Source organism: Faecalicatena faecalis, assembly GCF_012524165.2.
Classification (GTDB): Bacteria; Bacillota; Clostridia; order Lachnospirales; family Lachnospiraceae; genus Faecalicatena_A; species Faecalicatena_A faecalis.
Genome location: NZ_JABACJ020000034.1, coordinates 18,558 through 31,107, shown reverse-complemented (window position 1 = coordinate 31,107; position 12,550 = coordinate 18,558). Strand labels below are relative to the sequence as shown.

The 12,550-nt window shown below is 43.9% G+C and carries 12 protein-coding genes and 1 rRNA gene; 7 read left to right on the top strand and 6 right to left on the bottom strand.

Annotated elements, in window-relative coordinates; translation table 11 throughout:
• Nucleotides 1-76: ribosomal RNA gene (locus HGO97_RS21820) — 16S ribosomal RNA — on the bottom strand; the annotation flags it as partial.
• 617 nt (nt 77-693) lie between these two features.
• On the opposite strand from HGO97_RS21820, the gene HGO97_RS21815 reads away from it, so the two are divergent.
• Complete coding sequence (locus HGO97_RS21815) at nt 694-831, top strand: hypothetical protein (protein ID WP_216245209.1); 138 nt, start codon at nt 694-696, stop codon at nt 829-831.
• Nucleotides 832-865: 34 nt separating this feature from the next.
• A complete protein-coding gene (locus tag HGO97_RS21810; RefSeq protein WP_216245207.1) occupies nt 866-1,720 on the top strand; it encodes a YitT family protein in 855 nt (284 codons plus the stop codon).
• Nucleotides 1,721-1,920: 200 nt separating this feature from the next.
• On the opposite strand, the gene radA is transcribed toward HGO97_RS21810, so the two are convergent.
• From radA to HGO97_RS21790, 4 genes are all read right to left on the bottom strand, one after another.
• Nucleotides 1,921-3,276, bottom strand: a complete 1,356-nt coding sequence (radA, locus tag HGO97_RS21805) for a DNA repair protein RadA (RefSeq protein WP_216245205.1) — start codon at nt 3,274-3,276, stop codon at nt 1,921-1,923.
• A gap of 133 nt (nt 3,277-3,409) precedes the next feature.
• Nucleotides 3,410-3,823 (bottom strand): endosialidase, encoded by a 414-nt coding sequence (locus tag HGO97_RS21800; protein WP_216245203.1) that lies wholly within the window; start codon nt 3,821-3,823, stop codon nt 3,410-3,412.
• A gap of 142 nt (nt 3,824-3,965) precedes the next feature.
• Nucleotides 3,966-6,410, bottom strand: coding sequence for an ATP-dependent Clp protease ATP-binding subunit (locus HGO97_RS21795; RefSeq protein WP_216245201.1), 2,445 nt, complete (start codon nt 6,408-6,410; stop codon nt 3,966-3,968).
• A 37-nt stretch (nt 6,411-6,447) separates the two neighbouring features.
• Nucleotides 6,448-6,816, bottom strand: coding sequence for a GntR family transcriptional regulator (locus HGO97_RS21790; RefSeq protein WP_216245199.1), 369 nt, complete (start codon nt 6,814-6,816; stop codon nt 6,448-6,450).
• Between the two features lie 200 nt (nt 6,817-7,016).
• Between HGO97_RS21790 and HGO97_RS21785 the strand changes: the two genes are divergently transcribed.
• Genes HGO97_RS21785 through asrC form a run of 5 tightly spaced genes read left to right on the top strand, consistent with a single transcriptional unit; the run spans nt 7,017 to nt 11,299 of the window.
• Nucleotides 7,017-7,790 (top strand): formate/nitrite transporter family protein, encoded by a 774-nt coding sequence (locus tag HGO97_RS21785; protein ID WP_216245197.1) that lies wholly within the window; start codon nt 7,017-7,019, stop codon nt 7,788-7,790.
• A gap of 22 nt (nt 7,791-7,812) precedes the next feature.
• Complete coding sequence (locus tag HGO97_RS21780) at nt 7,813-8,502, top strand: Crp/Fnr family transcriptional regulator (RefSeq protein WP_216245195.1); 690 nt, start codon at nt 7,813-7,815, stop codon at nt 8,500-8,502.
• 20 nt (nt 8,503-8,522) lie between these two features.
• Complete coding sequence (gene asrA / locus HGO97_RS21775) at nt 8,523-9,539, top strand: anaerobic sulfite reductase subunit AsrA (RefSeq protein ID WP_216245194.1); 1,017 nt, start codon at nt 8,523-8,525, stop codon at nt 9,537-9,539.
• The gene (gene asrB, locus HGO97_RS21770) at nt 9,532-10,320 is read left to right on the top strand and encodes an anaerobic sulfite reductase subunit AsrB (RefSeq protein WP_216245192.1); all 789 of its coding nucleotides are present in this window, start codon (nt 9,532-9,534) and stop codon (nt 10,318-10,320) included. The genes asrA and asrB overlap by 8 nt, the downstream gene beginning before the upstream one ends.
• A 13-nt stretch (nt 10,321-10,333) precedes the next feature.
• Nucleotides 10,334-11,299 (top strand): sulfite reductase subunit C, encoded by a 966-nt coding sequence (asrC, locus tag HGO97_RS21765; RefSeq protein WP_216245190.1) that lies wholly within the window; start codon nt 10,334-10,336, stop codon nt 11,297-11,299.
• 373 nt (nt 11,300-11,672) lie between these two features.
• Here asrC and dapF read toward each other — a convergent pair whose 3' ends face one another.
• On the bottom strand, nt 11,673-12,536 hold the full coding sequence (gene dapF, locus HGO97_RS21760) for a diaminopimelate epimerase (RefSeq protein WP_216245188.1): 864 nt from the start codon (nt 12,534-12,536) through the stop codon (nt 11,673-11,675).
• Nucleotides 12,537-12,550 lie beyond the last annotated feature (14 nt).

The window sequence follows — 12,550 nt, the reverse complement described above, 5'->3', positions numbered from 1 at the left end:
AAGTGCTTCGCTCGACTTGCATGTGTTAAGCACGCCGCCAGCGTTCATCCTGAGCCAGGATCAAACTCTCGTTAAAAGTGTTTGTATCCAGTCAAGAATCGCTACTAGCTAATTCTATCCCTTTTACTGTTCTTATCATCAAGATCTCTCTTGGTGATGGGCGCATCATAAATGATGCTGTTCTTAAAAATTTTCTCTATAAGAAATTTTCAAGGGTTTGTTGTCTATTGTTTAATTATCAAGGTCCTTTTGTCGTTCTCCGCTGTCGGTTATTGTCGTCAGCAGCAACTTTTATAGATTATCATATCGTTCGCTGTTTGTCAAGAACTTTTTTCATTTTCTTTTCCGCTGAGTCCCGGTCGATACCGTTTCCTCAAGCGACAGCTTTAATATGTTACCACATCGCTCTTGTGTTTGTCAACACATTTTTCGACATATTTTTCAGCTCTCTTGTTGAGCTTTTCCTTTAACAGGTTCACAGGCGACTGCTTCCGCATCCCTTGTTTAATCTGCCGCAGGTCTCTGTCAGCGACGAATGTTATAATAGCACGCTCCGACATAATTGTCAATAATTTTCTTATTTTTTATTTTATTCGTGTAATTAAGACAATTTATAATCACAGCGCTCCTTCCTCTCTGCTTTACTTTCCTGCCAAATTATGCTACCCTATTTTACATAAAGGTGGCAGAGCAATGGATACATATCAGATGACGAAAGATTTTACCTGTCAGAGCCTGGACAGGATTTTGATCAATTATTATAGAAGAAAGAACCAAAAGCAGACAACTTCGGTTGTCTGCTTTTTTCACTTTATCCTTGTAAATTGCTAACTCACTGCCAGAAAACACAAAGGAGGTACAGTCTATGTCTGTTTCTAATTTCAAAAACATTTTTTTCGTATTTCTCGGAAATACAATTTATGCTTTGGGTATCACAATGTTCATTCTCCCAAGCGGTATCATCACAGGAGGGACAACTGGTCTGGCACTTACATTTAACCACTATTTTCAAGTGCCAATCTCACTATTTGTCTTTGGTTTTAACCTATTGATGTTTATCCTGGGAGCTGCTGTTCTCGGGAAACGTTTTGCACTCACAACATTGATCAGTACATTTTACTATCCTATTATTCTCGGCATTTTTCAGAAAATCCCTGCACTGTCTCAGATCACGAATGACAGGATGCTCTGCACCATATGCGGCGGAATCATGATCGGGTTTTCTATTGGACTGGTCATCCACGCCGGAGCCTCTACAGGAGGGATGGATATTCCTCCGCTGGTACTGAATAAGAAACTAGGTCTCTCTGTCTCAGCTATGCTATATGTGTTCGACTGTACAATTCTGATTCTGCAAATGACATTTTCTAATGCAGAACAGACCATTTATGGCATCGTACTTGTTATGATATATTCCGTCATATTAGACAAGTTCTTGATGATGGGAACCTCCCAGACACAGGTCAAGATCATCAGTACCCAATATGAACTAATCAACCAGGCCATCCAAAAGCAGCTTGACCGAGGAACAACTTTTCTCCAGGCCGAAACCGGGTATCTGAATGTTAACCAACCAATCATTCTGTCTGTGATATCCAACCGAGAACTTGTAAAGCTGAATAAGCTGGTCATGGATATTGACCCAAAAGCATTTATCATCATCAGCCATGTCAACGAAGTAAAGGGAAGAGGTTTTTCCAGCCAGAAAATTTATAAATAAGTGATACTCAGACCCAAAAGCCCGCAGCAACACAAACAAGATTGCTGCGGACTTTTCCACCTGAATGCCAAATCTATGGATAGTTTTCCACACATGACGATGAGAGCTGTTTTATTTATCCACAGTATGCATCCTATTTCTTTACATTCTACCTGTCTGTTCTCCCCAACTTTGTATCAGCTTCTATGATTCTTTGGCTGCTATAACAGATTCATTGCATCATTGATCGTCTTGACACCTATCACCTTAATGCCTTTGATACCTTTCACCATATCCTTTGATACTTCTGGAATAATACAGGTTTCAAACCCTAACTTCTTAGCCTCTGCGACCCTCTGCTCCGGCATATTGACCGCACGCACCTCTCCGCTTAGGCCGACTTCTCCAAACACAATCATCTTTTCATCAATCGGACGATTTTTATAGCTGGATACCAGTGCCATTATAATTCCCAGATCGATCGCCGGTTCGTTCATCTTGATTCCGCCCGCAATATTAACATATGCATCATAATTGGACAAGGGCAGGCCTATCCTCTTTTCCAGGACAGCCATCAAGAGATTCACCCTGTTATAGTCAGTTCCTGCTGCTGTGCGCCTTGGCAGACCGAAGTTGCTCTGACAGACTAACGCCTGTATCTCAATCAAAATCGGTCTGGTCCCCTCCATCGAACACGCTACCACTGAACCCGATGCATTCTCCGGCTTACCGCTCAACATATACTCCGATGGATTCTCGACCTCCACAAGTCCGTTCTGTCGCATCTCAAAAACGCCGATCTCATTGGTGGACCCAAATCTATTTTTCACACCACGAAGGATTCGGTAGGACGCATGTCTGTCCCCCTCAAAATAAAGCACCGTGTCTACCATATGTTCCAGGACCCTCGGCCCTGCCACTGTTCCCTCTTTCGTAACATGTCCCACGATAAAAATAGAAATCCCCAACCCTTTTGCTAGCTGCATGAATACATTGGTAGACTCTCTAACCTGGGAAACGCTTCCCGGAGCAGAAGAGACCTCTTCACTGTACATTGTCTGAATCGAGTCAATAATGACCAGCTCAGGATGTTGATTTTCAATGACTGTTCGAATTGTTTCCAGATTCGTCTCACAAAGGAGCTTTAAATTCTCATGGAACTCTCCCATTCGGTTCGCACGCAGCTTAATCTGCGCCAAAGATTCCTCTCCTGATATATATAGAAGCTTCTTCTCGCGTGAAAGATTCTGGCATACCTGGAGCAGAAGGGTCGACTTACCGATTCCCGGATCACCGCCGACTAACACAAGAGATCCAGGTACGATTCCACCGCCCAGCACACGATCCAATTCCCGAATTCCCGTAGTCATCCTTGTGTGGTCATCCGCACTGACCTCAGACAGAGACACTACCTGTGACTCTCTGGCCGTCTTTACGGTCGACCCCTTCGTAACACCGCTCACCTTTTCTTCCACAAATGTATTCCATTCCTTACACGCAGGACACTGTCCAAGCCACTTCGACTCTTCATGCCCACAATTCTGACAAAAAAACACACTCTTCTTTCCTTTTGCCATAACATTCCTTTCTTCCTATCTCAAAAATAAAGAGGCAGGTATTCAAGCTCTCCTGCCTCTTCTCTTTACTTTTATGCTTCTGAATCAATCCGGCTTCATCTGATTTTAACTGACCTGACTGAAAAGACCGATATTAGCACTTCACAACTTCTACCACAACACCGTCATCTGAACTCAGTTCCACACTGACGCTCAGCTTGCCGCTTAAGTTAGTCATCATCTTACCTGCGGACACCTCGTCAATAAATACTTCATATTCACTCTCCGGCTCCAGCTCCAGGGTAAACTGTACATCTTCCGGCGCAGTCACTTTAAATGCCACCTCTGTATCGGTTGCACTGAAGTTCTCTACGGTACTGCCCGGCACAGATTCGTATACGAACATGCCGTTCTTCTCAAGCTTCGTGATCTCCTTAAATGTCTTTACTTTATAGATATCGCCTTCAAATTCGAAATTTTCCAGTTTTGTCTTAGATGCAAGTGTGTAATCTCCAAAGCTGAGTGTTCCGTCCTCTTCCGCGCGTAATAATTCTTTTACTGTTGCCATTTTTCATTGTCCTCCTAGGTATTTCAGATTGTTGGTCATCCTGTTTGTATCCCCGCATGAATGTGGGGCATGACAGTGTATCGCACTCACAAACAAGCTTTCTCGCTTCGCTTTTTATTATATAATACTTCGGTTCTATTTTCTACTGATTTATGGACTTTGGGTAAAATTTAATTTCTTTTTTAGATACTCCGGCTTCCACCTCGTCTCCTTCTTTTACCTCTCCATTCAAGATTGCTTCGGCCAGTTTATCTTCCAGCTCAGTCTGCATCGCCCTTCTCAACGGACGAGCTCCATATTTGGCATCTGTCCCTTTCTCTACAATATACTTCTTCGCAGAATCCCTCAGGGTCAGACTGATATTCATCTGAGTCTTCACACGCTTCGTAAACTCTCTGCACATCAGGGTCACGATCTGTTTCATATGGCTTTCATTGAGTGCATGGAAAACAATGATCTCGTCAATCCTGTTCAGGAATTCAGGACGGAAAATCGTCTTCACCTCATCCATTACATTTTGCTTCATACGCTTATAATCATCGGCAGGATTCTCCTTTGCCGCAAATCCAAGCTTTTTCGGCTCCACAATTGCCTTCGCTCCGGCGTTGGATGTCATAATAATTACCGTATTGCAAAAATCCACCTTGCGTCCTTGTGAATCCGTGATATGCCCATCATCCAGCACCTGAAGAAGGATGTTGAACACATCAGGATGGGCCTTTTCTACCTCGTCAAATAAGATTACAGAATACGGATGTGTCCGCACCTGGTCGCTGAGCTGTCCGCCCTCCTCATGTCCAACATATCCCGGAGGGGAACCAATCATCTTAGAGACAGAATGCTTCTCCATATACTCGGACATATCTACACGTATCATAGATTCCTCGTTTCCAAATAATGCCTCTGCCAGCGCCTTCGATAATTCGGTCTTTCCTACACCCGTTGGCCCCAGGAACAAAAATGAGCCGATTGGACGCTTCGGGTCTTTTAATCCCACACGCCCTCTCTTAACTGCACGTGCAACTGCACTGACGGCCTCCTCCTGTCCGACCACCCTTTTATGAAGCACCTGTTCCAGCTTCTTTAACCGGTCCGTATCACTCTCTGCCAACTTCTGCACCGGCACCTTTGTCCATGCAGAAACTACTTCTGCTATATCATCTGCTCCTACTTCTGGATGATGTGAAGCAGACTTTTTCTGAAAACGCTTCCGCAAGCTGTCCAGTTTCTTCTCCACTTCTTTCTGTTCACGATTCAAAATAGAAGCTTCCTCAAAATTCCCTGCCTGAATACTCTCTTCCTTCTGCTTTGCCAAATCTTTCAAGGTCTTCTCCAAAATCTTGAGGTTCTCCGGCACCTTATAACCCCGCATACTGACTTTAGAGCACGCCTCATCCAAGACATCGATTGCCTTATCCGGCAGATTCCGGTCTGTAATATAACGCTCTGATAAATGCACTGACGCATCCAGGGCATTCTCCCGAATCGTAACCTTATGATGGGCTTCATACTTATCTGCAAGTCCCTTAAGGATCTCCATACACTGTTCCTTAGACGGCTCCTCCACCGTAATCGGCTGGAAACGCCTCTCCAGTGCAGCGTCTTTTTCAATATATTTACGGTACTCTGCAATAGTCGTCGCACCGATTAACTGCAATTCTCCCCGGGCAAGAGATGGCTTCAAAATGCTGGAAGCATCGATTGCCCCCTCGGCACCACCAGCCCCGATAATTGTGTGCAGCTCATCCAAGAAAAGAATGATATTCCCATTGGCTTTCACTTCTGAAATCAGGCCCTTCATTCGTTCCTCAAACTCACCGCGGTACTTAGATCCCGCAATCAGACCAGGCAGATCCAGGGTATATATCTTCTTCCCCTTCATATTTTCCGGCACGACACCTGTTGCAATCCTGGCTGCAAGCCCCTCAATAATCGCAGTCTTACCTACTCCCGGCTCGCCTACCAGACAGGGATTATTTTTCGTACGTCTGCTCAACACCTGCATCAGACGGTAAATCTCATCTTCGCGGCCGATCACCGGATCGAGACGCCCTTCTATTGCCTCTGCTGTCAGATCCGTACAGAACTGCTCTACGGCACCTCCCTTTCCCCGGGAATCATCCTGTGACTCCTCCTGATACTCCTTCGGGTCCATCCCCACTGCACTCAAAATTTCCTGCAAGATTTTCTGCAGGCTGATATTCAAGGTAATCAGAACACGCGTTGCCACACAATCCACATCATGAATCATAGCAAGCAGAAGATGTTCTGTCCCGATACTCTTCGTATGAAGATGCTGCGCCTCAACCGCACTATTCTCCAGTAAATATAACAGGCGCGGGCTTTCCATCGGATGCTCCTTAGCCAGCTCTTCTGAAGCTGGAACGATCAGCTCATCCATCAAATGCAGGATTTTCTCCTCGTCCACATCATTCATCGCCAGTATCTGTCCGGCGACCCCTGTATATTCTTTCCTTAATCCGAGCAGCAAATGCTCGGTCCCGATGTATGGATGCTTCAGCTTCTTCGCCATCGTTCCCGCATACTTAATTGCACGCTCGGCCTGTTTTGTATAATGATTCAGCATAGTCTCCTCCTGTCAATCTGTCTTGTTCTATTAAACTCTATTCGTACACATCAAAAATCTCATCCACCAGATTATGCACTTCTTCCCTGGAAATATTCTTACAGCAGCCCTTTGCCAAAAGAATCGTAAGCTGCTTACGCATCTCCTCGATTGCCTTCATCTTATCAATATCCAAAGCAATCACTGCCCCACGCCTTCTGTCAAGCTGGATGAATCCCTCCTGCTTCAAGACACTGTAGGCTTTATTTACCGTATGCATATTCACTCCGACCGTGTCAGCAAGCTGCCTCACAGACGGGAGAGAATCCCCTTCATGGATTATGGAAGTGGCAATCCCCATAATGATCTGGTTGCGCAATTGAATGTAAATCGCCTCATCACTGTTAAAATCAATCTCAATCAGCATATCCTCACCTGCCTTTATTGTTATACACATGTTAGCACACATAGTCCCAATTTCGCAACCCCAGATTCTATAACTCTATCCCCATAAAAAGTTTGATTATTTTTTATCAAAGTGTGATATTCATCACCGACTCTCCCTCTTTTCCTCCGATATAATACAAAAAAGATTTACATATATAAGAAGGGAAGAGTGAAAAAATTATGTTTCGAGAAGAAGTAGGACTTGTATGCAATGCATCAAAGGCGAAGGTTAACCTGTTGAAAACAAATCCATTGGGGTATTTCCTCGCCTCATTATTTGGAGGGATGTATATCGGTTTCGGTATACTGCTGATCTTCACAGCGGGAGGATTGTTAAATGCAGCAGGCTCCCCGGCAACTAAAATCGTAATGGGAGCGGCATTTGGGGTTGCGCTCAGCCTTGTGGTCATCGCAGGCGCAGAATTATTCACCGGCAATAACTTTGTTATGGCAACCGGACTGATCCACAAGGAGGTCACACTAAAGGATACCGCTCTTTTATGGGTAGTCTGCTGGGTCGGCAATCTGATCGGTTCTGTCATCCTGGGTGTTTTATACCACCTTGCAGGCGTGTCAGCAGGACCAGTAGCAGAATTCATGGCAAAAACAGCAGAAGCAAAGATGGCCGCAGGATTTCTTCCGTTGCTGTCAAGAGGCATTTTGTGTAATATATTGGTATGTGTAGCAGTATGGTGCGGTTTCAAATGCAAATCCGAGGCTGGCAAGTTGATTATGATTTTCTGGTGCCTGTTCGTATTTATTACAGCAGGATTTGAACACAGCATTGCCAATATGACACTTTTGACAGTTGGACTTTTAGAGCCATCCACCTATGCGGTCACAATCGGAGGCTTTGTATACAACCTTCTTGTTGTCACCCTGGGCAATATGATCGGCGGAATCCTGTTCGTAGCCGTTCCTTACTGCATCATCGCAAAACAAAAGCAAAAATAAGTTGTAGATAAGGAGTACCCATATGAAAAAGATATCCATAGAGGAAATGAAAAAGCTTGAATTTTTCCGTGAAGTGCCAAGCAGCCTGATTCAGACAATTCTGAACCAGTCCCATGCAGTTTCTTATCAAAAAGGGGCGATTGTCTTTCACGCCAAAGACATGGTGAACTTTATTTATATCGTTATAAACGGAAAGGTTTCTATTTATAACATTACCAAACACGGAAACCGCAAGATCATTTTCATATTGGGGAAAGGCAATCTGATCAATCATAATATCATCAATTCAAAGCCTGTTTCCGTCTTCTGCGAAGCGGTCTGTCCTGCCACGCTGTTACAGATTCCAAAGAGCAACTTTCTGAAATGGATGGACCAGGACACGGCATTGATGCATGCAGTCATGAACTCCTATGAGCGTCATCTCTGGAGGATGAGCCATCAGCTCAAGAACACAACAGGGAACATGTACCTGGAACGTAAGATTGCAGCAAAACTGTGGAAACTGGGCCGGGACTTTGGCGTTAAAAAGGAGGACGGCGTGGAGATCGACATCGATCTGACGATGAATCTTCTTGCAGATCTTTTAGGAGCACCGCGGGAAAATGTCTCCCGCGCCTGTAAGAATTTAAGCAGCCGTAATCTGCTGATTTATCGGAATCGGCGTTTTATCCTGCCAATGCCGGATGAACTGGCTGAATTTTATAAAGCATAACCTAGAAAGGAAATTTGACAATGGGAAATCTTTTTAAGAAAGAAGAAGCTGTTCTGCTTCTTAATAAACTGTCTGATGTCTATGACATTTACGCCCCCATGGTTTTCAAAGGAGAAGGATGTTTTTCCGATACGGACAGCATCCGCTACGGTAAGATCACCTCCTTTGATGATATTGTATGGGATAAAAAATCGGATTACAGCTTTAAGGAGGTCCTCCTTCCGATTTCTGATACCATTCTTTACTTTACAGAAAAAGAGATGAAGGTTCCTGATCCGTCTGAAAAGAAACGGATCATCTTCTTAAGAAGCTGTGATCTGCACGCCTTAAAGCGTCTGGATGAAATTTATTTAACAAATGGCGCCGAGGATTTCTATTATAAAAGAGCACGAGAAAACACAAAATTGATCCTGATGGGCTGTAAGAAATCCTTTGACTCCTGTTTCTGTGTCAGTATGGGAACCAATCAGGCCGACAATTATGACGCTTATATCAAGATGGATAAAGAGAGTGTCTATCTGGAGCCGAAAGATGAAGAACTAAAAACCTTGTTGGAAGGCACAGAAAGTGAAGAAGCTTCTTTCGAGATTGATTATGTAACAGATAATATAGAAAAAGTAACGATTCCTGAAACTTTACCGGAAGGCATACAGGACTTTCCTCTCTGGGAAGAATATGCCGGAAGATGTGTCGGCTGCGGCAGATGTAACTTTGTCTGTCCGACCTGTACCTGTTTTACGATGCAGGATGTCTTTTATCAGGATAATCAAAAGGCCGGAGAGCGGAGAAGAGTATGGAGTTCTTGTCAGGTAGACGGTTTTACAGATATGGCTGGAAATATCAGTTTCCGCAAGGATCAGGGAGCAAGAATGCGTTTCAAAGTATTACATAAAGTATATGACTACAAAAAACGTTTCGGCTATCATATGTGCGTAGGCTGCGGCAGATGCGAGGATGTCTGTCCAGAATATATTTCCTATCTCGCATGTATCCATAAGTTAGGAGAAATAAAGGATGGAGGAAACGCAGATGAGTAATGAGTATATCCCTTTTTTATCAGAGATCAAAGATGTGATCAAACATACAGATATTGAATACACATTCCGCATGGCTTATGTAGGAGATGTAAAGCCGGGACAGTTTTTTGAGGTCTCTATTCCTAAATTCGGTGAGGCTCCCATCTCTGTGAGCGGTATCGGCGAAGACTATGTGGATCTGACCATCCGAAGAGTCGGAAAAGTTACTAACGAAATTTTTGAGAATCAGGTCGGACAGACTCTTTTCATGCGCGGACCTTATGGAAATGGCTTCGATGTGGACCTTTACAAGGGAAAAGAGCTGATTATCATTGCCGGCGGAACCGGAGTTTCTCCTGTGAAGGGCGTCATCGATTATTTTGGAGAACATCGAGAGGAAACCGCAGGCATGACAGTAATTGCAGGTTTTAAGTCTCCAAAAGACATCTTATTTAAGGATAGTATCAAACGCTGGGAAACACAGATGGACCTGATTGTCACCGTAGATAAGGCAGAAGAAAAAGGATATCGCGAAGGAATGGTTACCGCCTACATCCCTGACCTGAATATTTCTGACCTGGATCATGTCGCTGCAATCGTTGTAGGTCCTCCGATCATGATGAAATTCACTGTTGCCGAACTCATGAAACGAGGCATCAAGGAAGAACAGATCTGGATTTCGCAGGAGCGCAAGATGTGCTGCGGCCTCGGGAAATGCGGTCACTGCAAAATGGATGATACCTACATTTGTCTGGACGGCCCGGTATTCAACTATACCAAGGGCAAAAAATTATTCGATTAAGGAGGCTTACAGAATGGATATCAATACAAAAAAGGTGAAAAAAAATGCCTTCCGTATCTCCAAGGAGCGTGGGCTCACTGCATCCAGAGTACGTGTCCCGGGCGGCAAATGTAATGCTAAGGTCCTGGGCATTATCAAAGAGATCGCCGAGACCTATGGAAATGGAAATGTACACCTGACTACACGCCAGGGTTTCGAAATCGAAGGGATTTCCCTGAACGATATGGATAAGGTAAATGAAATGCTTCAGCCAGTCATTGAAGAATTGGGAATCAACCAGACCAATCCAAATACTGGATATCCGGCATCTGGAACCAGAAACGTCTCCGCCTGCATCGGAAACCGTGTCTGTCCTTTCGGAAACTACAATACCGCAGAGTTTGCAAAACGCATCGAAAATGCCATTTTTCCGAACGATCTGCACTTCAAGATTGCTCTGACCGGATGTGCCAACGACTGTATCAAAGCCAGAATGCACGACTTTGGCATCATCGGAATGACGATGCCGCAATATGATCCAAGCAGATGCGTTACTTGTGGGGCCTGTGTGAAGGGATGCGATAAACTCTCTGTAAAAGCACTCTCCAAAGTGAATGATAAGGTCGTAAGAAACGAGGAGAAATGTGTAGGGTGTGGTGTCTGTGTAACAAAATGTCCAACGCGTGCATTCACAAGAAGCCAGCAGAAATATTACCGTCTGACGATTATGGGACGTACTGGTAAGCGTAATCCACGCCTCGGAGAAGACTTCCTCGTATGGGTAGACGAGGATACCATCATCAAGGTCATCTTAAACACCTATAAATTTGTAGAAAAATATATCGACCGCAGCGCTCCGGGCGGAAAAGAGCATGTAGGTTATATCATTGACCGGGTCGGATTCACCGAATTTAAAAAATGGGCACTCGACGGAGTAGAACTTCTGCCAGAGACAATTGTAAACGAAAATGTATATTGGAGCGGCATCCATTACAGATAGATCATAAAAGACAAAAATGACTGTCAGCATAAAAATAGGGCAGGAAATCATGATAGATATTCATGAGCTCCCGTCCTATTTTCGACTCGCAAATATATAGTATGCTATAATTATATTCGTGTATTTAACGTGTCTATTTCAATATCTATATCCATGTATGAACTTCTATCTAGAAAGCAAAAAATCGTGTAGTAATTTTCCATTTTTCATAGTATGCTATTTATTTTAGAAAGAAAAGTCTTTCAAAAGAAACAATCCCACCACTCCTTTTTATCGGAATGATGGGACTACTATTCTTCTCTAGTTTTTAAAAGCGGGAATCCAAAATCCACTCCTCTGCTTTCTTAATTTACTGAAAAACAAGTGTTTCAAATTAGTGCGTAATTGCACGCAGCTTCTCTGCGAATTCGCTGCTCAGGCAGATTTTTGCGACATAGAATACTTCCCCGGTCATATACACATCCCAGTTCTCATCAATCTCGACCTGTAATTCACCACCCGGCATATGCACGATTACTTTATTTGCAGTCAGGCCCAATTTATAGGCAACTCCGGCTGCAGCGCAGGCACCTGTACCATTCGCCATCGTATATCCGGCACCTCTCTCGAACGTTTCAATCGCAATATTATTGTTGTCAATCACTTTCATGATCTCCGTATTGATACGCTCCGGGAAGTATCTGGCTACTTCTGAATAATTACCGATCTTGCATACGAGCGGTTTAGAAATCTCACGCATCGGAATGACACAGTGCGGATTCCCTACTGACACACAGGTCACTGGATACAGTGTTCTGCCAAATACCATGTCTTCATTGATTACTTCACGGCGTTCTCCTGTCACTGGTACCTCATCACTCCAGAAAGAAATCTTCCCCATAGAAATACGGAGTCTGCTTCCATCCTCATTCAGATAAGTAATCTCTACCATACCGCCATCTGTAACAAGGTGGTAATTCTTCTTCTGCACATATCCTGCATCTTTTAAATATTTAGCAAAAATACGGACACCGTTTCCACTCTTCTCTGCTATACTTCCATCCGGATTCCAGATTTTTAAGGACATATGCTTTTCCCCAATAAACGGTCCTTCCAGGATTCCGTCAGAACCGAGTCCCATATTTCTATTACACAGCATCGCTACGTTTTCTTTATTCAATTCCAGTTCATTTTTGTTCGGGTCATATACCAGATAATCATTTCCAAGTCCATGATAACGTTCCAATGTGATTTTCATATTCACGCACCTCC

Excerpts from the sequence above, each read along its gene's own strand:
- HGO97_RS21815 (WP_216245209.1), top strand. The coding sequence starts at position 694 with ATGGATACATATCAGATGACGAAAGATTTTACCTGTCAGAGCCTGGAC.
- HGO97_RS21810 (WP_216245207.1), top strand. The coding sequence starts at position 866 with ATGTCTGTTTCTAATTTCAAAAACATTTTTTTCGTATTTCTCGGAAAT.
- radA (WP_216245205.1), bottom strand. The coding sequence starts at position 3,276 with ATGGCAAAAGGAAAGAAGAGTGTGTTTTTTTGTCAGAATTGTGGGCAT.
- HGO97_RS21800 (WP_216245203.1), bottom strand. The coding sequence starts at position 3,823 with ATGGCAACAGTAAAAGAATTATTACGCGCGGAAGAGGACGGAACACTC.
- HGO97_RS21795 (WP_216245201.1), bottom strand. The coding sequence starts at position 6,410 with ATGCTGAATCATTATACAAAACAGGCCGAGCGTGCAATTAAGTATGCG.
- HGO97_RS21790 (WP_216245199.1), bottom strand. The coding sequence starts at position 6,816 with ATGCTGATTGAGATTGATTTTAACAGTGATGAGGCGATTTACATTCAA.
- HGO97_RS21785 (WP_216245197.1), top strand. The coding sequence starts at position 7,017 with ATGTTTCGAGAAGAAGTAGGACTTGTATGCAATGCATCAAAGGCGAAG.
- HGO97_RS21780 (WP_216245195.1), top strand. The coding sequence starts at position 7,813 with ATGAAAAAGATATCCATAGAGGAAATGAAAAAGCTTGAATTTTTCCGT.
- asrA (WP_216245194.1), top strand. The coding sequence starts at position 8,523 with ATGGGAAATCTTTTTAAGAAAGAAGAAGCTGTTCTGCTTCTTAATAAA.
- asrB (WP_216245192.1), top strand. The coding sequence starts at position 9,532 with ATGAGTAATGAGTATATCCCTTTTTTATCAGAGATCAAAGATGTGATC.
- asrC (WP_216245190.1), top strand. The coding sequence starts at position 10,334 with ATGGATATCAATACAAAAAAGGTGAAAAAAAATGCCTTCCGTATCTCC.
- dapF (WP_216245188.1), bottom strand. The coding sequence starts at position 12,536 with ATGAAAATCACATTGGAACGTTATCATGGACTTGGAAATGATTATCTG.